This is a genomic window from Pacificitalea manganoxidans (assembly GCF_002504165.1).
Taxonomy (GTDB): Bacteria; Pseudomonadota; Alphaproteobacteria; order Rhodobacterales; family Rhodobacteraceae; genus Pacificitalea; species Pacificitalea manganoxidans.
In genome coordinates, this window is record NZ_CP021404.1 from 2,660,561 (window position 1) to 2,684,997 (window position 24,437).

22 protein-coding genes are annotated in these 24,437 nt (G+C 63.9%); 5 read left to right on the plus strand and 17 right to left on the minus strand.

Features of this window, described 5'->3' with window-relative positions:
• Positions 1 to 77 precede the first annotated feature (77 nt).
• The 9 genes from CBW24_RS12080 to CBW24_RS12120 all read right to left on the minus strand — a co-directional run bounded on the left by CBW24_RS12080 (position 78) and on the right by CBW24_RS12120 (position 10,294).
• Complete coding sequence (locus CBW24_RS12080) at positions 78 to 734, minus strand: SDR family NAD(P)-dependent oxidoreductase (protein WP_097373743.1); 657 nt, start codon at positions 732 to 734, stop codon at positions 78 to 80.
• Entirely contained in the window at positions 734 to 1,819 is a 1,086-nt protein-coding gene (mraY, locus tag CBW24_RS12085) for a phospho-N-acetylmuramoyl-pentapeptide-transferase (RefSeq protein WP_097373744.1), read from the minus strand. Before mraY ends, CBW24_RS12080 begins: the two co-directional genes overlap by 1 nt.
• An 87-nt stretch (positions 1,820 to 1,906) precedes the next feature.
• A complete protein-coding gene (locus tag CBW24_RS12090; RefSeq protein ID WP_097373745.1) occupies positions 1,907 to 3,340 on the minus strand; it encodes a UDP-N-acetylmuramoyl-tripeptide--D-alanyl-D-alanine ligase in 1,434 nt (477 codons plus the stop codon).
• Positions 3,337 to 4,827: a UDP-N-acetylmuramoyl-L-alanyl-D-glutamate--2,6-diaminopimelate ligase gene (locus tag CBW24_RS12095; protein ID WP_088664773.1), complete on the minus strand. Its 1,491-nt coding sequence runs from the start codon at positions 4,825 to 4,827 to the stop codon at positions 3,337 to 3,339. Before CBW24_RS12095 ends, CBW24_RS12090 begins: the two co-directional genes overlap by 4 nt.
• A gap of 13 nt (positions 4,828 to 4,840) precedes the next feature.
• The gene (locus CBW24_RS12100) at positions 4,841 to 6,622 is read right to left on the minus strand and encodes a peptidoglycan D,D-transpeptidase FtsI family protein (protein WP_088664772.1); all 1,782 of its coding nucleotides are present in this window, start codon (positions 6,620 to 6,622) and stop codon (positions 4,841 to 4,843) included.
• Positions 6,619 to 6,990 carry a cell division protein FtsL gene (ftsL, locus tag CBW24_RS12105; protein WP_088664771.1) on the minus strand — a complete coding sequence of 124 codons (372 nt, stop codon included), beginning with the start codon at positions 6,988 to 6,990 and terminating at the stop codon, positions 6,619 to 6,621. The genes CBW24_RS12100 and ftsL overlap by 4 nt, the downstream gene beginning before the upstream one ends.
• A gap of 3 nt (positions 6,991 to 6,993) precedes the next feature.
• A complete protein-coding gene (gene rsmH, locus CBW24_RS12110; RefSeq protein ID WP_097373746.1) occupies positions 6,994 to 8,028 on the minus strand; it encodes a 16S rRNA (cytosine(1402)-N(4))-methyltransferase RsmH in 1,035 nt (344 codons plus the stop codon).
• A 4-nt stretch (positions 8,029 to 8,032) separates the two neighbouring features.
• Complete coding sequence (gene mraZ, locus CBW24_RS12115) at positions 8,033 to 8,536, minus strand: division/cell wall cluster transcriptional repressor MraZ (protein ID WP_088664769.1); 504 nt, start codon at positions 8,534 to 8,536, stop codon at positions 8,033 to 8,035.
• Between the two features lie 660 nt (positions 8,537 to 9,196).
• Positions 9,197 to 10,294: an Mrp/NBP35 family ATP-binding protein gene (locus CBW24_RS12120; RefSeq protein WP_097373747.1), complete on the minus strand. Its 1,098-nt coding sequence runs from the start codon at positions 10,292 to 10,294 to the stop codon at positions 9,197 to 9,199.
• Between the two features lie 287 nt (positions 10,295 to 10,581).
• Here CBW24_RS12120 and CBW24_RS12125 point away from each other — a divergent pair, with 287 nt between their 5' ends.
• A complete protein-coding gene (locus CBW24_RS12125) occupies positions 10,582 to 10,809 on the plus strand; it encodes a DUF1127 domain-containing protein (RefSeq protein ID WP_097373748.1) in 228 nt (75 codons plus the stop codon).
• A gap of 913 nt (positions 10,810 to 11,722) precedes the next feature.
• Here CBW24_RS12125 and CBW24_RS12135 read toward each other — a convergent pair.
• Together CBW24_RS12135 and CBW24_RS18535 are read right to left on the minus strand one after the other, a co-directional pair.
• A complete protein-coding gene (locus CBW24_RS12135; protein WP_097373750.1) occupies positions 11,723 to 14,095 on the minus strand; it encodes an ATP-dependent helicase in 2,373 nt (790 codons plus the stop codon).
• 82 nt (positions 14,096 to 14,177) lie between these two features.
• Complete coding sequence (locus CBW24_RS18535) at positions 14,178 to 14,867, minus strand: hypothetical protein (protein WP_198405182.1); 690 nt, start codon at positions 14,865 to 14,867, stop codon at positions 14,178 to 14,180.
• On the opposite strand from CBW24_RS18535, the gene pth reads away from it, so the two are divergent.
• Complete coding sequence (gene pth, locus CBW24_RS12145) at positions 14,866 to 15,585, plus strand: aminoacyl-tRNA hydrolase (RefSeq protein WP_097373751.1); 720 nt, start codon at positions 14,866 to 14,868, stop codon at positions 15,583 to 15,585. The genes CBW24_RS18535 and pth overlap by 2 nt on opposite strands.
• A gap of 7 nt (positions 15,586 to 15,592) precedes the next feature.
• Here pth and CBW24_RS12150 read toward each other — a convergent pair whose 3' ends face one another.
• The 5 genes from CBW24_RS12150 to CBW24_RS12170 all read right to left on the minus strand — a co-directional run bounded on the left by CBW24_RS12150 (position 15,593) and on the right by CBW24_RS12170 (position 20,154).
• On the minus strand, positions 15,593 to 16,450 hold the full coding sequence (locus CBW24_RS12150; RefSeq protein WP_374708980.1) for a DMT family transporter: 858 nt from the start codon (positions 16,448 to 16,450) through the stop codon (positions 15,593 to 15,595).
• A 269-nt stretch (positions 16,451 to 16,719) separates the two neighbouring features.
• Complete coding sequence (locus CBW24_RS12155) at positions 16,720 to 17,424, minus strand: GntR family transcriptional regulator (protein WP_088663673.1); 705 nt, start codon at positions 17,422 to 17,424, stop codon at positions 16,720 to 16,722.
• A gap of 35 nt (positions 17,425 to 17,459) precedes the next feature.
• Positions 17,460 to 18,338, minus strand: coding sequence for an ABC transporter permease (locus CBW24_RS12160; RefSeq protein WP_374708972.1), 879 nt, complete (start codon positions 18,336 to 18,338; stop codon positions 17,460 to 17,462).
• Positions 18,335 to 19,141, minus strand: a complete 807-nt coding sequence (locus CBW24_RS12165; RefSeq protein WP_088663671.1) for an ABC transporter ATP-binding protein — start codon at positions 19,139 to 19,141, stop codon at positions 18,335 to 18,337. The genes CBW24_RS12160 and CBW24_RS12165 overlap by 4 nt, the downstream gene beginning before the upstream one ends.
• Positions 19,138 to 20,154, minus strand: a complete 1,017-nt coding sequence (locus CBW24_RS12170; protein WP_088663670.1) for an ABC transporter substrate-binding protein — start codon at positions 20,152 to 20,154, stop codon at positions 19,138 to 19,140. The genes CBW24_RS12165 and CBW24_RS12170 overlap by 4 nt, the downstream gene beginning before the upstream one ends.
• 141 nt (positions 20,155 to 20,295) lie before the next feature.
• Between CBW24_RS12170 and CBW24_RS12175 the strand changes: the two genes are divergently transcribed.
• The 3 genes from CBW24_RS12175 to CBW24_RS12185 all read left to right on the plus strand — a co-directional run bounded on the left by CBW24_RS12175 (position 20,296) and on the right by CBW24_RS12185 (position 23,731).
• A complete protein-coding gene (locus tag CBW24_RS12175; RefSeq protein WP_088663669.1) occupies positions 20,296 to 21,003 on the plus strand; it encodes a fumarylacetoacetate hydrolase family protein in 708 nt (235 codons plus the stop codon).
• 128 nt (positions 21,004 to 21,131) lie between these two features.
• Positions 21,132 to 22,721, plus strand: coding sequence for a gamma-glutamyltransferase family protein (locus tag CBW24_RS12180; protein ID WP_097373752.1), 1,590 nt, complete (start codon positions 21,132 to 21,134; stop codon positions 22,719 to 22,721).
• 32 nt (positions 22,722 to 22,753) lie between these two features.
• Positions 22,754 to 23,731 (plus strand): bile acid:sodium symporter family protein, encoded by a 978-nt coding sequence (locus CBW24_RS12185; protein WP_097373753.1) that lies wholly within the window; start codon positions 22,754 to 22,756, stop codon positions 23,729 to 23,731.
• Between the two features lie 52 nt (positions 23,732 to 23,783).
• Here CBW24_RS12185 and CBW24_RS12190 read toward each other — a convergent pair whose 3' ends face one another.
• The gene (locus tag CBW24_RS12190; protein ID WP_232529771.1) at positions 23,784 to 24,389 is read right to left on the minus strand and encodes a LysE/ArgO family amino acid transporter; all 606 of its coding nucleotides are present in this window, start codon (positions 24,387 to 24,389) and stop codon (positions 23,784 to 23,786) included.
• Positions 24,390 to 24,437: the final 48 nt, after the last annotated feature.

Consider the following 24,437-nt stretch of genomic DNA (forward strand, 5'->3'; position numbering starts at 1 on the left):
CGCTAGCATGGGGTCAGACGCGCCGCATCTGGTTTCAATATGGCCTAAATATCCCCGCCGGAGGCTCCTGCCCCCGCCTACCACGCTGCCGGTTGGCCTTGGTGGAAAAACCCGCCCGTTGGCCCGTCTTCGGGCAGCAATGCCAGCGCGACGATCTCGGCCGCCGCGTCCTCGACCCGGCGTGGCGCGGATGTGCCGCCCATATCTGTAGCGACCCAGCCGGGATCGACGGCATTGATAAGGATGCAGGGGTCCAGTTCCCGCGCCAATACCACCGTCAGCGCGTTGAGCGCAGCCTTGGACACGCCGTAGCCGTTGGGGCCGGGAATGCCCTTGGCAAAACTGCCCATCGAAGAAGACACATTGACGATCCGCCCCATCCCGCGCGCGGACATCCCCGGCGCCAAGGCCCGGATCAGCAGGAACGGCGCGGTGAGCATCACCTGCAGGGACGTGCCCAGCCCTTCGGGTCGGTCCATCAGCGGCGCGTCGATGAACAGCCCCGCATTGTTGATGAGGATGTCGAATTCGGCGTCGATCACCGGCTGCATGGTCGTGGGCGCCGCGAGATCCATCTGCATCCAGCCGCAGCCCAGTTCAGCGCCGACCCGCGCGCCCGCCGCCGGATCGCGCGCGGTGATCGTCACCGCCACGCCCGCGCGCACCAGTTGCGCCGCCACCTCGCGGCCGATGCCGCGCGTGCCGCCGGTGACCAGCGCGCGCAGCGCGGTCATCAGCGCACCTTCAGCGTCGCCAGACCGATCAGCGCAAGGATCAGCGAAATGATCCAGAACCGGATCACGATCTGCGGTTCGGCCCAGCCGCGTTTTTCGAAATGGTGGTGGATCGGCGCCATCAGGAACACCCGTTTACCGGTGCGCTTGAAATAGGCGACCTGAATGATGACCGACAGCGCCTCGACGACAAAGACACCGCCGACGATGGCCAGAACGATCTCGTGCTTGGTTGCCACCGCGATCGCGCCCAGCGCGCCGCCCAGCGCAAGCGAGCCGGTATCGCCCATGAACACCGCTGCGGGCGGGGCGTTATACCACAGAAAGCCAAGCCCGCCGCCGATGAGCCCTGCAGAGAAGATCAGCAACTCGCCCGTCCCCGGCACGTAATGCACGTCGAGATATTCGGTAAAGTCGGTCCGCCCCACCGCATAGGCGATAACACCGAGCGTGCCCGCGGCGATCATGACCGGCATGATCGCCAGCCCGTCGAGCCCATCGGTCAGGTTCACCGCATTGGCCGATCCCACAATCACGATCATCGCGAACGGAATAAAAAACCATCCCATGTCCAGCAACACGTTCTTGTAGATCGGCAGCGCCAGTTGACCCGAAAGCTCTTCGGGATGAGCCCATGCGCAGACCACAGCGGCGACGAATGCAATCGCAAAGCCCAGGGCAAGGCGCAGCTTGCCCGACAGGCCCGCATGATTGTTCTTGGTCACCTTATGGTAGTCATCGACGAAACCGATGGCGCCAAAGCCCATGGTCACGCCCAGCACGACCCAGACAAACGCGATGTCGAGCCGCGCCCAAAGCAATGTCGACACGACCAGCGCCCCAAGGATCAGCACCCCGCCCATCGTCGGCGTGCCCGCCTTGGAGGCGATATGGCTTTCGGGGCCGTCTTCGCGGATCGGCTGACCGTTCGACTGCCGCTTGCGCAGCAGGTTGATCAGTGGACGCCCGAACAGGAAGCCAAAGACCAGCGCGGTAAAGAACGCGCCTCCAGCCCGAAAGGTGATGTAGCGAAAGAGGTTGAAGAAATCCCCCCCGTCCGACAGGCCGGTCAACCAGTAGAGCATCCGCTGCGCGCCTCTTGTTCTTGTGTCACGTCATGTCCCGCGCGCGCCCGATCATGCAGGGCACAGGCATTGCCAGGGGGCGCGGGCTCAGTCCTGCGGGCCCGCTTGGCCCAATTTGCGAATGGCGTCAACAACCCGCGCCAGTCCTGTGCCGAGAGAGGCCTTAATCAGCACGACATCGCCGGCATCGACCTGCCCATGCACGGCAGCAGCCAGATCGGCGGATGTGTCGGTGGCGAGGCCACGCTTTTCCTCGGGCAAGGCCTCGTGCAGCGCCCGGCTCAGCGGCCCCACGCAATGCACCCGGTCGATCCGTGCCATTGCCGGATGCGCCGCCAATGCGGCGTGGAGCGCGGTCGCATCGGCGCCAAGTTCGCGCATGTCGCCCAGCACGGCGATGCGGCGGCCACGCCGCACCCGGCCCAGACCGTCACGCGGCTCGGACGCCGCCAGCATGTCCAGCGCCGCGCCCATCGAGGCGGGGTTCGCATTATAGGAATCGTCGATCAGGTCCAGCGTCACATCCGGGTCGCCCTTGTCGAGCCGCACGGTTTCGCGGGCACCGCGCCCCGCCAGCGGATGCCAGCCCGCCAAATCGGTCGCACAAACGGCAAGGTCGGCCCCCGCCGCCTGTGCGGCTGCCAGCGCGCCAAGCCCGTTCATCGCGAAATGCGTTCCCGGCGTGGCCAGCTTGAACACCAGCGGGCCGGTGGGCGTGTCGGCGCTGACCACAGTCTGTCCTCCCGCCGCTTGCACTCCTATCAGGCGGAACCCGTCCTTAGCCGAGCGACCAAACAGGATCGGCGCGGTATCGAGCCGGGCGGCCCGATCCAACAGGACCGGCGCGGTGTCGATATCGGCAGGCAGCACGGCGATGCCGTTTGCCACCAGTCCATCCATCAGGGCGGCTTTCTCGGCCGCGATGCCTTCGATCCCGTCGAAGGCTTCCATATGAGCTGCGGCCACCGTGGTGATGAGCGCCACGTCAAGCTGCGCGAGATCGGCCAGCGGGGCGATTTCACCGGGGTGGTTCATGCCGATCTCGATCACCGCGTAATCGGCAGTCTGGGGCATCCGCGCCAGCGTCAGGGGCACGCCCCAGTGATTGTTGTAGCTTTTCTCGGAGGCATGGACCCGGCCCTGCCGCGCAAGCATCACCCGCAGCATTTCCTTGGTCGAGGTTTTCCCGACCGAGCCGGTGACGCCGATCACCCGCGCAGCGGTGCGCGCGCGGGCGAAACGCGCCATCGCTTCCAACGCCGTCAGCACGTCATCGACGATCAGCAACGGCGCGTCTTCGCGCAGGCCTTCGGGGACGCGTGACACCAACGCCGCCGCCGCGCCGCGATCCAGCGCGTCACCGACGAAGTCATGCCCGTCACGCTGATCGGTCAGCGCCACGAACAAATCACCCTGCTCGATGCTGCGGGTATCGATCGAGACACCGCGCGCCTGCCAGTCGCCGCACAGGGTGCCACCGGTGGCTTGGGCCGCGTCCGCAGCCGTCCAGAGCACGCTCATGTCACCTTCCCGTCCAGCGCCGCAACCGCGACGGAGGCCTGTTCCACATCGTCAAAGGGATAAACATCATCGCCAACGATCTGGCCGGTCTCATGCCCCTTGCCCGCGATCAGCAGCACATCGCCCGGCCCCAGCGCATCGACCCCGCGCAGGATCGCCTCGGCCCGGTCGGCAACTTCGGTCGCGTCGGGACAGGCGGCCATGATGTCCGCCCGGATCGCAGCGGGATCTTCGGACCGGGGGTTGTCGTCGGTGACGAACAGCACATCGGCATGTTCCGCCGCCGCCGCCCCCATCAGCGGGCGTTTGCCCCGATCCCGGTCGCCCCCGGCCCCGAACACCACGACAAGCCGCCCCATCACATGTGGGCGCAGCGCCTGAATGGCGGTGGCCAGCGCATCGGGCGTGTGGGCGTAATCGACGTAAACCGCCGCGCCGTTCTCGCGCGTCGCGGCCAGTTGCATGCGTCCGCGCACGGTGGTCAGCTGCGACAGAGCGTTGAACACCTCCACCGGGTCCGACCCGGCGGCGATGACAAGCCCTGCGGCGATCATCACGTTTTCAGCCTGAAACCCGCCGATCAGGTTCAGCCGGGCCTGCCGCGCCGTGCCGTCCCAGACGAATCGCAGATCCTGTCCGGTCATGTCGAATCGCTGTCCCACGATCGACAGGTCATTGTTGTGTTCGCGCCCCACCCGGATGACCCGCAAATCATAGGCGCGTGCAATGGCGGCCATATCCGGCCCGCGGGCGTCGTCCATGTTGATGACTGCGACCGCATCGGGCGGCAGCACCCGGTCAAACAGCCCGGCCTTGGCACCGAAATAGGCGTCGAAACCTTCGTGGTAGTCGAGGTGATCCTGCGAGAAGTTGGTGAACCCACCGGCGACCAGCTGCACCCCGTCGAGCCGCTTTTGCGCCAGCCCGTGAGAGGAGGCCTCCATCGCGGCATGGGTCACACCGGCGCCCGCGGCCTCCGCCAGCGCGCGGTGCAGGGTGATCGGCTCGGGCGTCGTATGCGCCAGCGGCGCCTGCCACGCACCTTCGATGCCGGTGGTGCCGACATTGATGGCCGACAGGCCCATCGCGCTCCAGATCTGGCGGGTGAAACTTGCGACGCTGGTTTTGCCGTTGGTGCCGGTGACTGCGACCATCACATCGGGCTGCGCGCCGAACCACAGAGCCGCTGCGCCCGCCAACGCCTCGCGCGGGTCTTCGACGATGACCAAAGCCGCATCGGCCGCGTCGATTTCGGCCTCGGCCAGCCGTGCGCCTTCGGCATCGGTCAGAATCGCCACAGCCCCCTGCCGCAGGGCAAAAGAGATGAATTCACCGCCATGCACCCGCGTGCCGGGAAGGGCCGCGAACAAGTAGCCTTCGCGCACCTCGCGACTGTCCACGGCCATGCCCGTAATCCGCGCCTCGCGGCCATGAGAGGCCGTCAGGCCTAGCTCCGCCAGTGTCGTCGCCTTGCCTGTCTCGCGCATGAGATATTCCCCGTCAGTTCGATGCGCGTATTAACGCAGGCGGGGTGCCGGGTTCAACGGTCGGTCTGAGCCCCAGAAGCGGAGCGGTGCGGCGGATCATTTCGGCGGCGATGGGCACAGCCGTCCAGCCCGCGGTGCGGCGCGGCTCCGAGCCGCTGGTTTCGACGCCTTCGTCGAGCGTGACGATCAACACATATTTGGGGTCGTGGGCCGGGAAGATCGACGCGAAGGTGGCGATCACCTTGTCGTCATAGTAGCCACCGCGCGGCTTTGGCTTATCCGCCGAGCCGGTTTTGCCGCCGACCGCGTAGCCCGCCACCTCGCCAAAGCTGGCGGTGCCGCGGGTCACCACCTGCCGCAGCATCGACCGCGATTCCGCAGAAACCCGCTCCGACACCACGCGCGGGCCGGGGGCGACGTAGTCCTGTTTAATCAGCGTCGGTTGCACGCGGGTGCCGCCGTTGAGCAGCGAGGCATAGGCGGAAGCCAGGTGCAGCGGGCTCGACGACAGGCCGTGCCCGTAGGAGATGGTCATCGCCGACAGTTCCGACCAGTTCGGCGGCAGCAGCGGCTTGCCCGTCGGCGCCTCGATCAACTCCACCGGGGTCGGCTCGAAGAAGCCCAGCGACTTGAGAAACTCCTGCTGCCGCTCCGCGCCGATCTGCATGGCGATGCGCGCTGTGCCGACGTTCGAGCTTTCGACGATGACGTCGGTCGCGCTGAGCGAGGGTCCGTAATTGTGGAAATCGTTGATGCGGAACCGGCCCCACGTCAGCGGCCCCGTAGTATCGATCATGGTGTTGGCGTTCAGCAGCCCCAGCTCCATCGCCTGCGCCACGGCAAAGATCTTGAAGGTCGAGCCCAGCTCATAGACCCCCTGCACCGCGCGGTTGAACAGCGGGCTGTCGGATTGGTCCCCAACCAGAAGCGCGCGGGGCCGGTTATTGGGGTCGAAATCGGGCAGCGAGGTCATCGACACGATCTCGCCCGTCTTGATGTCCATCAGCACCGAGGCCGCGCCTTTGGCGTTCATCAGCATCATGCCGCCTTCCAGCACCTCGCGCGCAGCGGCCTGCACCGTCAGATCAATCGACAGCTTCAGCGGCTGACCGCCACGCGCCGGGTCGCGCAATTCCTTATCATAGGCCTTTTCGATGCCGGCGGTGCCGATCACCTCCGCCGAATGCACACCTTCGCGGCCAAAGCTCGCCCCGCCCAGAATATGCGCGGCGAGCTTCCCGTTGGGATAAAGCCGCATCTCGCGCGGGCCAAACAACAGACCGGGATCGCCCACGTCATGCACGGCCTGCATCTGTTCGGGGCTTAGCTTCTTCTTGATCCAGATGAATTTGCGTTTACCCGTGAACTGCCGGACCAGCGTTTCCTCGTCCAGATCAGGGAAGATTTCGACAAGCTTGCGGGCCGCGCCACGCTTATCCACCATCAGCGGCGGCTGGGCATAAAGCGAATGGGTAGCAAGGTTGGTGGCAAGGATCCGTCCATTGCGGTCCACGATATCGGCGCGCTGCGCCACGATCGGGTTGCCGGAGGCGATGGCCTGCGGTTCCTGCGGCTCGGAATTGGCCAGATGCCCCATACGGGTGCCAACGACCGCGAAAGCACAGAAGAAGCACACCCCCAGCACAAACAACCGCCCCTCGGCTTTCAGCCGGAGGCGGTCGCGCTGCGATTCGTGGCGGATGCGGAGGTTCTCGCGTTCGATCGCGTCGGGGTTTTCGCCCTTCTCACGGGCCGACAGGATGCGCGCCAATGGGCGCAGGGGCGTGCGTATCATGGCCGGTCCTCATCGAGATCGTTCTGCGCGGTCTCGATCCGGCCCATCAACTCGATCGGATCGGTGATCGGCAGCAATTCGGGCTGCGGAAACACCACCTGCTCGACATCGCTGAACTGTTCGGGCTCCAACGGCAGCAGGCCCAGCCGGTCGAAATTGATCTCCGCCAGTTCGTTGAGCCGTTCGGGCCGGTTGAGATAGGCCCACTCCGCCCGCTGCACAGCCAGCGCCTCATGCAGGCTGCCGATGTCGCGTTGAAGCCGCGCCACATCCCGCAGCGCCCGCTGGGTTCGGTAGTTTTCCTGATAGGCCCAGAAGGCCAACGCCATCACCGCAAGAGCGGAAAACACATAGAAGAAGCCGCGCATCCGTTAATCCTTCCACCAGCTTGCCGGGCCGGGCAGGCCCATTTCGCTGCGATCCACACCGCCCGCAGGCAGGCTCGTGCGCCGGGCCACGCGCAGCTTGGCCGAACGCGCGCGGGGGTTGGCCGCGATCTCCCCGTCCGTCGGGCCAATCGCCTTGCGCGTCAGCAGATCCCACTGCGCCACCGGGGCGGCGTCTGCGTCTGTCTCGCGGGCGTATTTGTTGACCTGCGCCTTAGGGGCCGAGCGGGCCTGCAAATAACGTTTAACCACTCGATCTTCGAGGCTGTGGAAAGTGACGACCGCCAGCATCCCCCCCGGTGCCAAGGCGCGTTCCGCCGCTTCCAGCCCGGCGATCAATTCGCCGAATTCGTCGTTCACCGCGATGCGTATCGCCTGAAAGCTGCGGGTTGCGGGGTGAATCTGGCCGGGCTTGCCGGGTTTGGGGCGCGGCAGACAACGGGCGATGACCTCGGCCAATTGCAGCGTGGTCTCAAAAGGGCGTCGGGCCACGATGGCCCGGGCAATCCTGCGCGACGCACGTTCTTCGCCATAGTGATACAGGATGTCGGCCAGACGCCCCTCATCCGCCCCGTTGACCAGATCAGCGGCGCTCAATCCGCCGTCGCCCATCCGCATGTCGAGCGGCCCGTCCCGCATGAACGAAAACCCACGTTCAGCCTGATCGAGTTGCATGGAGGATACGCCCAGATCGAGAACGACCCCGTCAAGCGGCGCATCCGTCACCGTCGCCGCCAGCGTATCCAGCGCGGAAAACTGTCCCGCGACCAATTGCAGCCGGTCGCCATACTGTCCGCACCATGGCTCAGCCAGTTTGAAAGCGGAAGGGTCGCGATCCACACCGATCACCATTTCCGCACCGGCATCAAGCAGGCGACGGGCATATCCGCCTGCGCCAAAAGTGCCGTCAAGCCAACGCCCCTGCACCGGTGCTACAGTATCGATGATCGGGTCGATCAGAACCGAAACGTGCGGCGGATCAGAAGGTGTCGCGGGGGGATGATCGTCCGTCGCGGCCATGGGATCACTCCTCCGCCGCGGCATCCAGCAAGGTCAGCGGATCGAAATCCTCGCCCTGCTCGTCCAGCCATTCGTCGGCCTTGCTCTGCTCTTCGGTCTCGAAGGTGGTGTTATCCCAGATCTGGAACGTGTCGCCGGTGGCGATGAAATACGCCTCGCCGGTCAGTCCGATCTTCTCGCGCAGCTTCGCGGGCAAAACGAGCCGCCCGCTTTCGTCGACGCTGGTGGGGTGGGCCTGACCGGAGAACATGCGCTCCAGCATACGGCGGGCCTGCGAGCCACGCGGCATGCGTTTGATCTTGGCATCGACCTCGTCGATCGCCTCCATCGTATAGCATTCGAGGTAACGTTGGCGCGCCGGGCCATAGACAATGACGATCTGCGGGGCTTCGCCGGCTTTCCATTCGGGGTCGGAGGCTTCGAGCACACGGCGGAAGCTGGCCGGGATCGACACCCTGCCCTTCGCGTCCACCTTGTGGAGGCCTTCGCCTCTGAACGTGCGACCCACTGTGCCGCTCCTCTGCCTCTCGTCCTGACCCCATGATTTTCAGGGGCCTTAAACGACGAAACGGCGAACTGAGCTGCTGCCACTGCCCAATCCGCCGCCCTCGTCCCATTGCTGGGGGCCTAACTACGCCAGACACCTGGGGGGGTTGGTCTGCTCAACTGGCGCGTCAGATCTCTTCTTTGTGCGATGAAAGCGGGTGCCTGTATGAAGCCTGCACTTGGGGAAGTATGGGGTCTTGGGCGCCCCGTTCTGCCCGTTTCATCTTGGCATTAGGTATGGCATGGGAAATCATGGCAATCAACGGGAAATCATGGACTCTCCGGGCCAACACAGCCTCCCCGCTTTAATGCACTGTCTACAATCTGCCATCAGCGCAGCCCATATAGGGTGCGATGCAGCAAAAACGTCTAAATGTGGTAGCTGGGCGTGGCCGACACAAAAGCGATTTTTTTTCACTCGCCCGTGATTGCTGCGGATCAATTCCATTCACTCATGGAAACAAAAAAAGAACATCTGTGATTTTAGGCGGCTTGGGCCATGTCGGCCCATCAAATCCCAGAATCGTGGCGCAGCGGGGACTATGGCCTTCGGCACGCCCGAACGGAAAGCGGCGGACCAATGGCCCGCCGCTGCACCCGTCATCCTACATGCCCGATCTGGTCAGACGACGCCGCTATCTATCAGCGACCGGGCCAGCACCGCATAGGCACCGGCGACCGGGCCATCGCCCGCGGCGACGGGCCGTCCTGAATCTCCCGCCTCGCGCACCTCCAGTGCCAGAGGCAGGCCGCCAAGGAACGGCACACCGATCTTGCGCGCTTCCTCTTCGACCCCGCCATGCCCGAACAGATGCGCCTCATGCCCACAATTGGGACAGATATAGGTCGTCATATTCTCGATGAGGCCCAGAACAGGCGTCTTGAACTTCGCAAACATGTCGATCGCCCGCCGCGCGTCGATCAGCGCCACATCCTGTGGGGTGGATACGACGACCGCGCCGTCGACCTGCGTGCGCTGTCCGAGGCTGATCTGAATGTCCCCCGTCCCCGGCGGCAGATCGACGATCAACACATCCAACTCACCCCAGTTCACCTGCCCGAGCAGTTGCTGCAGGGCGCCCATCAACATGGGACCGCGCCACGCGACGGCCTGACCTTCGTCCAGCATAAGGCCGATAGACATCATCGTCACACCGTGGGCATGGCTCGGCTCGATCACCTTCCCATCGGGCGAGGCCGCCCGTTTGGTGACCCCCATCATACGCGGCTGCGACGGGCCGTAGATGTCCGCGTCAAGCAGACCTACCTTCCGCCCTGCCCGCGCAAGAGCCACGGCAAGGTTAGCTGAGACAGTCGATTTGCCGACCCCGCCCTTACCGGAGCCGACGACGATCACCTTGTCGATCCCGGGCACCTTCGCAGGCCCGCCCTGATGCGGCTTTGCGTGGCCCCCGATCTTCAGGTCCGGGGGCGGGGTGTTTCCTTTGGGCTGGGCCGCGCCGCTGGCGGGCATCGGTGCCGACACCCCGACCGTTGCGCTCGTGACACCGGGAATCGCCTCGACAACCTGCTGCACCGCGCCGCGCTGCGCCTCCAATTTGGCCGCATCTTCGGCAGTCGCTGCCTCCAGAACGAAGCGCACGGCACCTTCGGGACTGACCGAAAGCGCCCGGATCAGGTCCGCGCTCACAGGGTCGCGATCACCCAAAACTTTTAGCCTGCTAAGAGCATCAAGGATTTCTTCACGTTTCACAGTCATAACTGGGCCTCTCCTTTGGGCGTTTGTCTGAGCGCCTTCGCCCATAGACGCAAGTGCCGCCCATTACCCCGCCCTCAGCAATTGTTATGGAGCTGAACAATTGCTCAGAAAAATAGGTCAGCAAGACTTATGCAGCTTCCGCATGGCGGGTCTGAGCATTCGTTCATTGTGCAGTCGCAGCATATGCCTACATTGAGGATCAACGAAGGGCAGCAACGAGCCGCCTGACACATCCGACGGCAACACCGCACCGACGCGGCGATCCGTACCAGACGAAAGACGATGAAATGGCATACGCAAACATCACCTCCGGCGCCCGCACCTCCAGCTTCGGCGCTCTGAACTTTTCCGGCTTCTCCGCGTTTGTCGAGAGCGCAAAAGCTTCGATGGCACGCTATGCAGTCTACCGCGAGACCGTCAACGAGCTGAGCATGCTCAGCGACCGTGACCTTGCGGACCTCGGCCTGCACCGCAGCCAGATCCGTTCCGTGGCTTACGAAGCCGCGAACAAGTAAAAGATACAGTTTTCGGATCTCCCGTCCTCCTCCCTGGGACGATCCGAATTCCGGCGACGGTCCTCTCCTCCTCCCTGAGACCGGCGCCACTTCTACCGGGACGCATCACGATGCGGCCCACCACAGTTCGGAAAGGCCCGTCCTCCTCCCTGGGCCTTCTGAAAACGGCGACGGCCCCTCCTCCTCCCTGAGGTCGTCGCCTCTCATTCCGGGACGCATCACGATGCGACCCACCACAGTTCGGAAAGGCCCGTCCTCCTCCCTGGGCCTTCTGATACCGGCGACGGCCCCTCCTCCTCCCTGAGGTCGTCGCCTCTCATTCCGGGACGCATTACGATGCGACCCACCACAGTTCGGAAAGGCCCGTCCTCCTCCCTGGGCCTTCTGATACCGGCGACGGCCCCTCCTCCTCCCTGAGGTCGTCGCCCCTCATTCCGGGACGCATCACGATGCGACCCACCACAGTTCGGAAAGGCCCGTCCTCCTCCCTGGGCCTTCTGAAAACGGCGACGGCCCCTCCTCCTCCCTGAGGTCGTCGCCCCTCATTCCGGGACGCATCACGATGCGACCCACCACAGTTCGGAAAGGCCCGTCCTCCTCCCTGGGCCTTCTGAAAACGGCGACGGCCCCTCCTCCTCCCTGAGGTCGTCGCCTCTCATTCCGGGACGCATCACGATGCGACCCACCACAGTTCGGAAAGGCCCGTCCTCCTCCCTGGGCCTTCTGATACCGGCGCCGGTCTCCTCCTCCTCCCTGAGACCGGCGCCTTTTTGTTTTCTGCACATCACTAATTTCTGCGCAGCGCGCAGCATGCCCCACACGCCTGACGGGCGCGTGGGTTGCGTGTTTCACGGGGAACTTATTGGTTCAGGGCATCGGCCGGACACGTCCGATCAGGGCGGCGTCCGTCGGATCAGAACGGCACGTCATCCGCTGCATCAGCGGAGACCACGAATTTCGCGACGATCTTTTTGCGGCCCGCCTTATCGAACGCGACTTCCAATTTGTCGCCCTCGATATCAGCGACCACGCCATAGCCGAACTTCTGATGAAAAACCCGGTCACCGGTGGTGAAGGCCGACACAGCGGTCATGTCGATCACCATGTTCCGGCTTTCCTGCGGCTGTGCCATGCCACGCTGCGCACCGCGCGCCTGCAACCGTTTCCAGCCCGGCGAATTATATACGTTGGCCGATGCGGCGCGCTGTTCGATACCACTGCCAAAGCTGCTATCCATACCCGCAGCGCCGTAGCCACCCCCGTAGAGGCCGGGCGGCGTCAGCACATCGACATGCTGTTCGGGCAATTCGTCGATGAAGCGCGAGGGCAAGGCGGATTGCCACTGACCGTAAATCCGACGATTCGCTGCAAAGGAGATAGTGCACAGCTCTTCGGCACGAGTGATGCCGACATAGGCAAGGCGCCGTTCCTCTTCGAGCCCTTTGAGGCCTTGCTCGTCCATCGCGCGCTGAGACGGGAACAAGCCGTCCTCCCAGCCCGGCAGAAAGACCGCAGGGAATTCCAGACCCTTGGCGCCGTGCAGTGTCATGATCGACACTTTCGGCCCGCCTTCTTCGGTCTCGTTGTCCATGATCAGCGCGACATGTTCGAGAAACCCTTGCAGGTTCTCGAAATTCTCCAGCGCCTTGACCAGTTCCTTTAGGTTTTCCAGACGCCCCGGCGCTTCGGGGGTCTTATCGTTCTGCCAGTGGGCGACGTAACCGGACTCTTCCAAAATCGTCTCGGCCAGCTCGACATGGCTTTCGCGCTGGTCCAGCACGGCCCCGTGCCAGCGCCCGAACCCGTCCAGCAGCGCGGTCAGCTGGCCCTTTGCCCGCCCGGCCAGATCGCCCGCGGCCAGAACCAGCCGCGCGCCTTCAAACAGCGACACGCCATTGGCCCGTGCGGCGATCTGCATTTTCTGGATCGCCTTTTCGCCCAGACCCCGCTTCGGCGTATTCACGATCCGCTCGAAAGCCAGATCATCATCGGGCGATACCGCCACGCGGAAATAGGCCATCGCATCGCGGATCTCGAGCCGCTCGTAGAACCGTGGCCCGCCGATCACGCGATACGGCAGGCCGATGGTCAGAAACCGATCCTCAAAGGCGCGCATCTGGTGGCTGGCGCGCACCAGAATCGCACATTGATCAAGGTTGAAGGGCCGCAGACCACGGGTGCCCTGCTGCATCGATTCGAGTTCTTCGCCGATCCAGCGGGCTTCTTCCTCGCCATCCCAATGACCGATCAGGCGGACTTTCTCGCCGTCCTGCTCCTCGGTCCAGAGGGTCTTGCCCAAACGGCCCTGATTGGCCGCGATGACACCGGACGCAGCCGCAAGGATATGCGGGGTCGAGCGGTAATTCTGTTCCAGCCGGATAACCCGCGCGCCGGGAAAATCCTTCTCGAACCGCAGGATGTTGCCCACCTCGGCCCCGCGCCAGCCGTAAATCGACTGATCGTCATCGCCGACGCAGCAGATGTTGCGATGCTCCGAGGCCAGCAGCCGCAGCCACAGATACTGCGCGACGTTGGTATCTTGGTATTCGTCCACCATGATGAACCGAAACCAGCGCCGATACTGCGCCAGAACATCCTCATGGGTCTGGAAAATCACCAGCATGTGCAGCAGCAGGTCGCCGAAATCGACGGCGTTCAGCGTGCGTAGCCGTTCCTGATATGCGGCATAAAGCGCGGGGCCCTTGCCATCAAACGCGCTCGCTTCGGCTGCCGGGATGCGGTCAGGCGTGCGCGCCTGATTCTTCCACCCGTCGATGATCCCGGCCAGTTGCCGCGCGGGCCAGCGTTTCTCATCGATGTTCGCGGCTGAAATCAGCTGCTTGAGCAGGCGGATCTGATCGTCCGTGTCGAGAATGGTGAAGTTCGGCTTCAACCCGACCAGTTCCGCGTGGCGGCGCAGCAATTTCACACAGATCGCATGGAACGTGCCCAGCCACGGCATCCCCTCGACCGTCTCGCCAAGATGCCGCGCGACGCGGTTTTTCATCTCGCGGGCGGCCTTGTTGGTGAAGGTTACCGCAAGGATTTCGTGCGGGCGCGCGGTGCCGGTGCGCAGCAGATGCGCGATCCGGGTCGTCAACGCCTTGGTCTTACCGGTGCCGGCCCCGGCCAACATTAGAACCGGACCGTCCAGCGCTTCCACCGCTTCGCGCTGCGCGGGGTTGAGATCATTCAGATACGGGTGGGCCTGCGCGCCCATGGCGCGTTGCGACAACGGCACACGGGCCGCCGCCTCGAAGGCGTCGTTGTCATCATAGCTGCTCATGGCGCCAATCTAGCCCAAGCCGCGCCGCAGGGAAAGCGCATGTTCGCCATCCGTTCGCAGCTTATCCGCCGGTCAGCGCAATTCAGCGAAGCATCTTGGGGTTTGGGCGGGGGCGGGTCTGAGCGCCTGCGCCTTCGGTCAGATCGCACTGGCTGCGGGCCGAGGCTTCGCGCGGCAGATCGTCCAGCCGCTTGTCACTGCCTGCGGCGCGAAACGGGGCGGTCGCGGCCCAGCGTTGGATGAAATCTTCTGAACAGCGGGCATAGGCCACACCTGCCGCGCGGGTCACCTGACGCATTTCGTATTCAAACCGGCCTTCGAAACCATCGCGGTCGATCAGCACGACCATCGGTTTTTTGCCGGTCAGGAAGGCTGCGAACAATGCCTGATGCACGCTGTCACGGGACGAGGCTTTCTGATCCAGCCCCACCTCGATCACATGGGTGTCGGTTTCGCAGTCGATGCGCACGTAGCGCTTCTGATCGTAATCGTCGAAATAGTGCCGTGTTTCGGTCTCGCTGCCTGCCAGAAAGGCACAGAGCAACGCCGCCAGTTCAACCTCGCCCATATCCTGCCCTCGCTTGCCAAGGCTCGCGTCATAGGCGTTTCGCCCGGCGACGAACAGCCCCGGTTGCGTGGGAATTGGCTCTCTTTGTATGCTGTCATGCAGGCTATGCGTGGCGCGCGCGGCACAGGGGCGCGCCCCTTCACTTCCGGCGCATATTTCGGCAGGAAGGCGCGACGCCCCATGCATGAAAAGGACGCTCGCCATGATGATCTTTGCCGGCCTTGGTAATCCGGGCGCGAAATACGCGCAGACCCGGCACAATATCGGCTTTATGGCGGTGGAGCGGATCGCCGAGGATCATGGCTTTTCGCCATGGCGCGGTAAATTTCAGGGCTCCGTCAGTGAAGGCACATTGGGCGGGGAGAAGGTCATCCTGCTCAAGCCCGAAACCTTCATGAATCTTTCGGGGCAGTCGGTGGGCGAGGCGCTGCGGTTCTATAAGCTCGACGCAGGCGACCTGACCGTGTTTCACGACGAACTGGATCTTGCGCCGGGCAAGCTGCGGCTAAAGCAGGGCGGCGGTCATGCGGGTCATAACGGGCTGCGTTCGATCCATCAGCATGCCGGACCGGATTACGCGCGGGTGCGGCTGGGCATCGGTCATCCGGGCCGTAAGGAGGCCGTCGCAGGGTATGTCCTGCATGATTTCGCGAAAGCGGATGAGGCATGGCTCGACGATCTGCTGCGCGGCATCTCTGACGGGGCGGCGGCCTTGGCGCGCGGTGATGGTCCGGGATTCCAGAACGCGGTGGCGCGGCGGGTCGCGCCTGCGCGCAGTTCCGGCGGCACACGCGGACCAAAGCCCGACGCGACCCCGGACACCCCGGCCAAGCCGAGCGCGCCGAAACCCGCCGCCCCCCCGGCGGCAGAAGAGCCCGAAGCGCGCAGCCCGCTTCAGCGGCTCGCCGACAAATTCCGCTAGAAGCAGCTTAGCCTTTCAGCGCGGGCGACGCCGGGGTGATGCGACGGTTCAGCATCGCCTCGCGCCAAGTGATGAAGCTGATCGCGCCCAGCACCAACGCGCCGCCGACGATAACCCAGACGTCGACCGCCTCCCCGAACAGGGCCGCGCCGAGCAGCACCGACCAGACCAGTTGCAGGAAGGTCACCGGCTGCGTCACCGCCATTGGGGCCGCGCGGAACGCAAAGGTCATGAACAAGTGCCCCGCTGAGGCCAGCCCCGCACAAACGAAAAGCCAGAACACCTCCTCCATCGTGGGGGGCACCCAGTTCAGCAGCGCGAATGGGGCAAGCCCGATCGCCACGGTGATCGACAGGATCGCAACCACGACCACCGGCTCCGCCAATGCGGTCAGGCGCTTTGCGGTCAGGTAGGAGCAGGCAAAAGCCGTCGCCGTGGCCAGCATCGCGAAATGCCCCGGCTCCAATGCGCGCAGCCCCGGCCGCAGGATGATGAGCGTGCCGATCAGCGCCACACCAATGGCCGCCATGCGCCGCAGTGCCATCCTCTCACCCAGAAACAGCGCGGCCCCGATACTGACCAGCACGGGCGACAGGTAATTCAGCGCCGTCACTTCGGCCATCGTGATACGCGCCATCGCGTAGAACCACGACATCACGCCCAATGTATGCACCACCGCACGAAACCCATAAAGCCGCGCCAGTTCGCCGGTCATCGGCGTACGCAGCAGTTTCGGCACCAGCGGCAGGAAAAACACGAGCCCCAGCACATAGCGCAGAAACGCGGATTCCGCAGCCGGGATGCGCCCGCCAGCCTGTTTGACCGTTGCGGTAACGCCGACCATGCACAGCCCCGTCACCACCATCCACAATATACCGGCCAGCGGAGCGCTGCCCTTGGCGGGGCGCGCGGCGGATACCGGCGGCGCGGCAGCGGGCGTCGCGCTGCGCGGCTCAGGGTTCTGTGGCGTGGTGGCACGGGGGGGAGCGGACGTGCGAGACGCCCCGGTGTGATCGGTCATGCCGGACAGTCTCTCACCCCGCGCCGGGGCGCAAGGAATTCCGTGCCGAGAGCAGGTAATTGCCGCGCCCGATGAGCACCGCTATGCGGCTGCACCAACGCACAGCCCTCAGATCATCCGGGGTCTGCCGGGGCCAAAGTCGCCAAGAAATCTTCGGTCTGAAACAACTCCTCGAGGTTCACGAGGGTCTTGGAATAATGCGCAACGAGGGCCGCTTCGGCCTGCGCGATATTGCCGTCCAGCACCACATCCATCAGGTCTCGATGCTCCGCCAAGCCATCGCGGTGCGACACCCGGTATAGGTTCGAGACGTAGATATAGCGCTGCGCCTGATCGGCGAGTTGCTCGCAAAAATCCAGCAGCCAATGGGAGCCGCAATTCGCGATCAACGCGCGGTGGAAATTGCGGTGTTCGGTGTTCCACTCCGGCAAGTCCTGCCGGAAGCCCGCCGCCTTGCCGATCTTGGACAGGTGGTGAAAGGCGACGACGATGCTTTCCTCCCAGGCATCGGTGCGGTTCAGCATCGATTCCCGCAGCGCCATGGATTCCACCAAAAACCGGGTTCGCCCCAGCACCCGCCAGTCTTCAAGCCCCAGCGTCGGCGCGGTGAAACCGCGCCGCTCGTGACGATCCACCAGCCGTTCCGCCGCGAGCCGCGACAAAGCTTCGCGCACCGCGTTGTTGCCGACGCCATAGGCGCCGGCAATAGCATCAATCCGCAGTTTCTCCGACGGTCGGAACTGCCCGGTGAGTATCTCACGGCGCAGCCGGTCATAGACCATCGTGGCGCGGGTTGATTTCTGATCCTTGTCGGACATCGTTCAGATTCCCGGGTGGTGAAAAGCGGCCAGTCTCACGAAACCGGCGGCCTGATTGTACTGCTGCGCTGCCAGAAAACGAACTTGTGCTGCATCCAAGAGACAAATCCGAACATCGCCACCCCTAGCAGGCTGAGATAGATGATCAATGAAAACACCCGCGCCGTGCTAAGTTGCGCTGCGGCTGCGCGGATCAATTCACCAAATCCCTGTCCCCCGCCCAACAATTCGCCCGCTACCGCGCCGCCAACGACGCTGATCGAGGCGATTTTAAGCCCGGTAAAGAACTGCGGCAGCCCCGAGGGCACCTTGAGCATCAGCAGGGTCTGCATCCGCGAGGCGCCGATGCTTTGGAACATCATCCGGCCATTGGCATCGGCGGCGTGCAATCCGGCAGCAGTGCCCACAACGATGGGAAACACCGAGATAAAGGCCGCCAGCGCCACTTTCGACGCAATGCCAAAGCCCAGCCACGAGACGAACAGCGGCGCAAAGGCGATCTTGGGCATGGTGTCGATGGCCACGATATAGGGCATCACTGCGCGTTCGCCGATGGTGGTTTCCCCCACCAGAACTCCCAGCGTGACGCCGACGGTGACCGCGATCACGAACCCGACCAGCACCTCCTGCGTGGTGACCCAGAAGGCCGACAGCATGTATGTGCCCGACAGCAGGCTTTTACCCACGAACAGAATGTCGGCAAAGGTATCGGGCACCGACGGCAGGATCAGGGGCGAGACCAGTCCCAGCGACGTGACGAAGTGCCAGCACCCCAGAAACACCGCCATGATGACGGCCATGGAAAACCAGCGCGGCACCCGCGCGGACCACGAGACCTTTTCCTCCCAGACCTTATGGTCGGGATATTCGGTCGGCACCGAGACGTCTGACAACGTCACTTCTGCATTGCTCACAGGAAAGCTCCTTTGTCGAGGAGGTTGCGGATCGTGGTGGCATAGGCGCCGAACTCTGGCAGGGTGGTCATCTCCAGCGTGCGGGGGCGCGGCAGGTCGATCTTGACCGACTTGACCACGCGACCGGGGCGGGCCGACATCACATGCACGGTGTCGGACAGGATCACTGCCTCGGAAATCGAATGGGTGACGAGGAAGGCCGACGCGTTACGTTCCATGCAGACCTTCTGAAGTTCGAGGTTCATGAAGTCGCGGGTGATCTCGTCAAGCGCGCTGAACGGCTCATCCAGCAACAGAACATCCGGGTCCGAAATCAGCATCCGGCAGATCGCGGCCCGCTGGGCCATGCCGCCCGACAGCGAGGAGGGATAGACATCCTCAAATCCTGCCAGACCAACGACCTTCAGCAGATCCTCCGCACGCGGACGCGCGGCCATCGCGGCCTTGCGGCCCCTGCGGATCTCGATGGGCAGCAGGATGTTTTCGATGGTCGTGCGCCACGGGAACATCGTCGCCTGCTGGAACATCATGCCGATGTCGTCGCGGGGGCCAAGCACCGGCTTGCCGCCCAGCATTACCCGGCCTTCCGAGGGGGGCATCAGACCGGCCATGATCTTCAGCAAGGTGGTCTTGCCGCATCCGCTTGAGCCGATCACCGAATGGAACTCGCCCTGTGCGATTTCGAAATCGACACCGTCGAGGGCGGTGATTTCGCCGCCCTTGAAATAGCGCGAGACCCCGCTGAGCTCATAGATCGGCCGGGGTGCTACCCCGGCCGACTTCATAATGTCCTGCGCGATCATTCGGCATTCCACGTTTCGATGAATTCGTTCGTGTAGGCCTTGGTCAGGTCCTCCATCGGCGCTGCCAGATCGCCAGAGCTCACCAGCGTGTCGTGCCAGTTCTGCCAAGCGTCCGGATGCTGGTAACCATAGCCTTGCTCGGGATAGGCCGGTGCGGTGCGGATGATGTAGGTTTCCAACAGCGCACGCGCAAAATCGCGGTCCTCCAGCAGCTGCGGGTTGCCGATTTCGGCGTGATCCAGCGTTGCCTCAAGATTGCCCGGCGCGGCACCGAATTTCGCGCCGCGCACAAGTGCCCGGCCAAAGCCTTCGATCAGGTCGCGGTTTTCGTCGAGGTATTCGCGGGTCACTGCATAACCGTTACCGAAGTAGCCCTTGAACTCCGACGGGGTCAGGTTGACCAGATCAATGCCGCGCAGGCGCAGCGTCGCCATGCCGACAGTGTCGGAAGCATAGGCATCAATCGCGTCCTGCATGAAACCGGCCACGGCCATACCGCCTTCGCCGATGGTGATGAAGCTGTAGTCTTCGTCTTCCTTCATGCCCGCCGCGTCAAAGATCGAGCGAACAAAAGCCACTTCTGCGCCATCCGCCGTGCCTACGCCCACGACCTTGCCCTTTAGATCGGCCGGGGAGGTGAAGCCGGAATCGGCTTCCGCGACCAGGCTGAACTGGCTCGAGGAGAAGTAGTTATAGATATAGACGATATCTTCGCCGCCTTCGCGGGCGTTCAGAAGCGGCCCCGGCCCCGGATGACCAAACTCGGCCTGACCGGCGGCGAGCACCTGAAGAACCTGCGCGGAGCCGTTCACGCTCTGCACTTCGACCTCAATGCCTTCTTCCGCCATATAGCCTTCACCGATGGCGTTATACAGCGCGAAGTAGCCCAGCCCACTCGGGCTCGGAATGGCCAGCGTCACCTTGGTCAGGTCCTGCGCATGTGCCGCAAAACTCATCGCCATCATCGAAATCGCTGCCACACCCGTGGTCAGCATCTGTCGTCTTGTTGTCATTTTCTGTCCCTCGCTGTTGGTGTTCACAAGTAGCAGACTGCACTATCCACCAAACGAGTCAAGAAAAATGCATTTTTTCTGGATTTAGAGATTTTAGTGCGTTATCGATGGCTGAAATTCAGTCAAACACCGAGGATCTCTATGCAAATCTCCAAGTCATTCGTTGTCCCCGCGCCCGAGCAGGTGTCGCTTCCGGTTGCGGGCAGTGAGGCCCGGTTCCCGGTGCGCCGTATCTACTGCATCGGTAAGAACTACGTGGCACATGTGGCGGAGATGGGCGGCGATGCGACGCGCGATTTTCCGATCATTTTTCAAAAACCCGCCGATTCCATCGTGCAGAATGGCGGCACTGTCCCCTACCCGCCGCTGACCGACGATTTTCACTTCGAGATCGAGTTGATGGTGGCGCTTAAATCCGGCGGCTATAACATCCCCGAAGACGAGGCGCTGTCGCATATCTATGGCTACGGCATCTGCATCGACATGACCCGCCGCCGCCTGCTTGAGACCAACAGCGGGCCGAACGCGCCTTGGGAACTCAAAAAATCCTTCGATCATTCCGCGCCCTGCAGCGAGATCTATCCGGTGTCGCAGGTCGGTCACCGCGACAAGGGCAGCATTTCGCTGACCGTCGACGGCGACGTGCGGCAAAGTTCCGACCTCGAACTGATGATCTGGAAGACGTCGGAAATCATCTCGACCCTGTCGAAATACTACGCGTTGCAGCCGGGCGACATCATCATGGCTGGCACGCCGCATGGCGTCGGACCGGTGGTGCCCGGCAACACCATGGTGGGCGCCATCGAAGGGCTGGGTGAACTGACCATTCAGGTCGGCGACCCCGTCTAAGCCGCCGCGCGGTGCCAGCCAGCGAAAGCCTGCTGGCGCCGCGTCACTTTCTGTGATGGTTTTGCCGCAGAAAACCACGCAGGCTCTGTCGCGCGCCCTGACACCTGCCGTTCCGATAAGGACCTCATATGCACTTTCGTCATGACCCGGTTTACTCCTCGCGCCGCTCGCCCGTGCTGGCCGACAACGTCGTTGCCACCTCGCAGCCGCTGGCCACCCAAGCCGGGCTGCGCATTTTGCAGCAGGGCGGCAACGCGGTGGACGCCGCCATCGCCACCGCCGCCGCGCTGACCATTGTCGAGCCCAGCGGCAACGGCCTTGGGTCCGACGCGTTCTGCATTCTGTGGGACGGCACACAGCTGCATGGCCTTAACGCCTCTGGCCGCGCCCCCGCAGCATGGGGGCCGGAGCGTTTCCCGCAGGGCATGCCGCAAATCGGAGTCGACAGCGTCACCGTGCCGGGCGCGATCAGCGCGTGGGTCGCGCTCTCCGAGAAATTCGGCAAGCTCGATCTCGCCACGGTGCTCGCGCCAGCGATCAGCTATGCCGAAGACGGATTCGTGGTATCTCCGGTGATCGCCAGCCTCTGGGCCAAGGCCGCGAAAAAGCTGGGCGACCAACCCGGCTTTGCTGAGACTTTCCTGCCCGAAGGCCGCGCCCCGCGCGCTGGCGAGCGGTTCCGCAACCCCGGCGCCGCCAGCACCCTGCGCGCCATCGCGGAGACCGGCGGAAAAGCCTTCTACGAAGGCGAGATTGCCGAGAAAATCGCCGCCTTCCTACAGGCCAACGGCGGCGCAATGACCACCGACGATCTGGCTGCGCATCGCGCCGATTGGTGCGGCACGGTTCACCAAAGCTTCGGCAACACCGAACTGCATGAAATCCCGCCCAATGGCCAAGGCATTGCCGCGCTGATGGCGCTCGGCATCCTCGAACACACCGCGATCCGCGATTACGGCCCCGATGATCTTGCGGCCATTCACCTGCAGATCGAGGCGATCAAGCTGGCCTATCGTGACCTGCACGCCTATGTCGCCGACCGCGAATATATGACCGCGGTCGACGAAACCGCCCTGCTCGACCCGGCCTACCTTAAAACACGCGCCGCGCTGATCGATCCTGAGCGGGCCATCGATCACGGTGTCGGCGCTCCGACCCGCGGCGGCACGGTGCTGCTCGCCACCGCCGATGCCTCGGGCATGATGGTCAGCTACATTCAATCGAACTACGCCGGTTTCGGGTCTGGCGTGGTGGTTCCGGGCATCGGCGTTTCACTGCAAAACCGGGGGTCTGGCTTCACCACCACTCCGGGTCATCCCAATTGCGTGGCGGGTGGCAAACGCCCGTTCCACACCATCATCCCCGGGTTCGCGATGGAGGGCGGCGCGCCGCTGATGGCCTTTGGCATGATGGGTGGTCCGATTCAGGCCCAGGGTCATGTGCAGCTGCTTCTGCGGACCAGATTGTGGGGTCAGGACGTGCAGACCGCCGCCGATGCGCCGCGCTGGCGGATGCTGGCCGGGCTCGATGTGGCCTGCGAGCCCACGCTCTCGGCTGAGGTGATCGAAGGGCTGCGGGCGCTGGGACACCAGATCACGGTGGAAGCGCCGGACAACGCATTTGGATTTGGCGGCGCACAGTTGGTGCAGCGCCTGCCGGAGGGTGGCTATGCCGCCGGATCGGACCCGCGCAAGGATGGCCAAGCGGCTGGCTTCTGATCTGATCATTCCCTGACACGGAGACATCCGGAATGGATTTTCTCAATCGTATCGGCATCGACCGTTACATGCTTCTACTGGTGGGCACGGTGGCGCTGGGGGTTTTGGCCCCGGCGTCAGGCCTCGCGGCGGAGTTGCTGGGGCACGTCACCTTCTGGGCGGTGGCGCTGCTGTTTTTCCTTTACGGTGCCAAGCTGGAGCCCGCCGCGGTAAAGGCCGGGCTCGCCAATTGGCGGTTGCAGGGGCTGACCCTTGCCGCCACCTACCTGATGTTTCCGGTGGTGGGACTTGCGATTGCCACGCTGACCAGTCCGCTGCTTGGCGCAACTGTGACGCTGGGCCTGCTGTTTCTGGCCGTGCTGCCCTCGACGGTGCAAAGCTCGATCGCCTTTACGGGCATGGCGGGCGGCAATGTGCCCGCCGCGATCTGTGCCGCCTCGGTATCGAACCTCATCGGCGTGGTTCTGACGCCGCTTCTGGTCGCCGCGCTGCTGCATACTGGCGATGGCGGTATCCGGCTTGATGCGGTGCTCAAGATCGCGACCCAGATCCTGCTGCCTTTCCTTCTGGGTCAGCTCACCCGACCGTGGATCGGGGGGCAGGTGCGCAAACATAAAACCCTGACGCTGATCGTAGATCGCGGCGCGATTCTGTTGATCGTCTTCTCGGCCTTCAGCGCAGGCACGGTTTCGGGGCTCTGGGCCTCGCTGCCGGTGGCGACGCTGAGCCTGTTGGCGTTGGTCGTCTTGGCCTTTCTAACGATCACGATGACGCTCATGGTCTGGGCGGGGCGCGTCTTTGGTCTCGAACGGGCCGACAGGGCGGTTCTATTTTATTGCGGGTCTACCAAAAGCCTTGCCTCCGGGCTTCCGATCGCGACGGCCCTCTTTCCGCCGGCGGATCTTGCCGCCATCGTTTTGCCGCTGATGATCTACCATATGGCGCAACTTCTGGTCTGTGCTTATGCCTCGCAGAAGGCATCGCGGGCCCTCGCCACGGCTGGGGAGTAAGCCCAAGGCGGGCGGGGTCTGGCGCGCAGCCGCCGTCCCCGACCCGGCCGGGTCAAGCCCCGAGCACCAGCGAAAGCGCGATCAGCAGCATCGTCACGGCCACGGCCACATCCAGCGCGCGCCACGCGGCGGGCCGGGCGAATAGCGGCGCCATAAGCCGCGCGCCAAAACCCAAAGCCGTAAAGAAACACAGCGACGCAAGCATCGCCCCTGCCCCGAAATGCCATCGCTCCGCGCCGAACTGCGCCGAAATCGAACCCAGCAGCAGCACCGTGTCCAGATAGACATGCGGGTTCGCCCATGTCAGCATCAGACAGGTGGCCAGCACGGGCCAAAGCCGCTGCGCCCCTTGTCCATCGGGATCTAGCGCCTCTGCCGGGCCCAGCGCACGGCGCAGCGCCAACAGCCCGTAGACCATCAGGAACGCGGCGCCGGCATAGCGCATCAGCGAGGCGATCCACGGCGCGCCATCCAGCAATACCGAAGCCCCGGCGACACCTGCCGCGATCAGCAGCGCATCGGACCCCGCGCAAATCACCACCAGCGGCAAGACATGACTACGGCGCAGCCCATGCCGCAGCACAAAGGCATTCTGCGCCCCGATGGCCATGATCAGCCCAAGGCCAAGGCTGAAACCGCTAACAAAGGCTTGGGTCACGGGGAGGCTCCGGTGTGGGATCTGTTCCCGGTTGGACTTAGCTACGCC

Coding starts and splice junctions, on each gene's coding strand:
- CBW24_RS12080 (WP_097373743.1), bottom strand. CDS start 734: ATGACCGCGCTGCGCGCGCTGGTCACCGGCGGCACGCGCGGCATCGGC.
- mraY (WP_097373744.1), bottom strand. CDS start 1,819: ATGCTCTACTGGTTGACCGGCCTGTCGGACGGGGGGGATTTCTTCAAC.
- CBW24_RS12090 (WP_097373745.1), bottom strand. CDS start 3,340: ATGAGCGTGCTCTGGACGGCTGCGGACGCGGCCCAAGCCACCGGTGGC.
- CBW24_RS12095 (WP_088664773.1), bottom strand. CDS start 4,827: ATGCGCGAGACAGGCAAGGCGACGACACTGGCGGAGCTAGGCCTGACG.
- CBW24_RS12100 (WP_088664772.1), bottom strand. CDS start 6,622: ATGATACGCACGCCCCTGCGCCCATTGGCGCGCATCCTGTCGGCCCGT.
- ftsL (WP_088664771.1), bottom strand. CDS start 6,990: ATGCGCGGCTTCTTCTATGTGTTTTCCGCTCTTGCGGTGATGGCGTTG.
- rsmH (WP_097373746.1), bottom strand. CDS start 8,028: ATGGCCGCGACGGACGATCATCCCCCCGCGACACCTTCTGATCCGCCG.
- CBW24_RS12120 (WP_097373747.1), bottom strand. CDS start 10,294: ATGACTGTGAAACGTGAAGAAATCCTTGATGCTCTTAGCAGGCTAAAA.
- CBW24_RS12125 (WP_097373748.1), top strand. CDS start 10,582: ATGGCATACGCAAACATCACCTCCGGCGCCCGCACCTCCAGCTTCGGC.
- CBW24_RS12135 (WP_097373750.1), bottom strand. CDS start 14,095: ATGAGCAGCTATGATGACAACGACGCCTTCGAGGCGGCGGCCCGTGTG.
- pth (WP_097373751.1), top strand. CDS start 14,866: ATGATGATCTTTGCCGGCCTTGGTAATCCGGGCGCGAAATACGCGCAG.
- CBW24_RS18535 (WP_198405182.1), bottom strand. CDS start 14,867: ATGGCGAGCGTCCTTTTCATGCATGGGGCGTCGCGCCTTCCTGCCGAA.
- CBW24_RS12150 (WP_374708980.1), bottom strand. CDS start 16,450: ATGGTGGTGACGGGGCTGTGCATGGTCGGCGTTACCGCAACGGTCAAA.
- CBW24_RS12155 (WP_088663673.1), bottom strand. CDS start 17,424: ATGTCCGACAAGGATCAGAAATCAACCCGCGCCACGATGGTCTATGAC.
- CBW24_RS12165 (WP_088663671.1), bottom strand. CDS start 19,141: ATGATCGCGCAGGACATTATGAAGTCGGCCGGGGTAGCACCCCGGCCG.
- CBW24_RS12170 (WP_088663670.1), bottom strand. CDS start 20,154: ATGACAACAAGACGACAGATGCTGACCACGGGTGTGGCAGCGATTTCG.
- CBW24_RS12175 (WP_088663669.1), top strand. CDS start 20,296: ATGCAAATCTCCAAGTCATTCGTTGTCCCCGCGCCCGAGCAGGTGTCG.
- CBW24_RS12180 (WP_097373752.1), top strand. CDS start 21,132: ATGCACTTTCGTCATGACCCGGTTTACTCCTCGCGCCGCTCGCCCGTG.
- CBW24_RS12185 (WP_097373753.1), top strand. CDS start 22,754: ATGGATTTTCTCAATCGTATCGGCATCGACCGTTACATGCTTCTACTG.